A 216-nucleotide genomic window follows, 5' to 3' on the forward strand; every position below is an offset into this window, starting at 1 on the left:
CCGGAGCTTGGGAATCGCGAGGTCCAGTGTGCCGGCGCGGGTGTCGAACTGACGCTGCCGGTAGCCGTTGCGCTGATTGGTGCGCTCGGTGGTGCGCTGGCCGTATCCCGCACCGCACAGCGCGTCGGCTTCAGCGCCCATCAGCGTGTGAATGAACGTGGCCAGCAGTTCGCGCAACACGTCAGGATGGGCAGTGGTGAGTCGTTCGGCCAACAT

The 216-nt window shown here is 65.7% G+C and carries 1 protein-coding gene; it reads right to left on the reverse strand.

The window, feature by feature from the left end:
* Window positions 1-216: transposase (locus tag ABQE89_RS26375; RefSeq protein WP_448422201.1), on the reverse strand; the 216-nt coding region annotated here is incomplete at both ends.

It is taken from the genome of Mycolicibacterium sp. XJ1819, assembly GCF_053483675.1.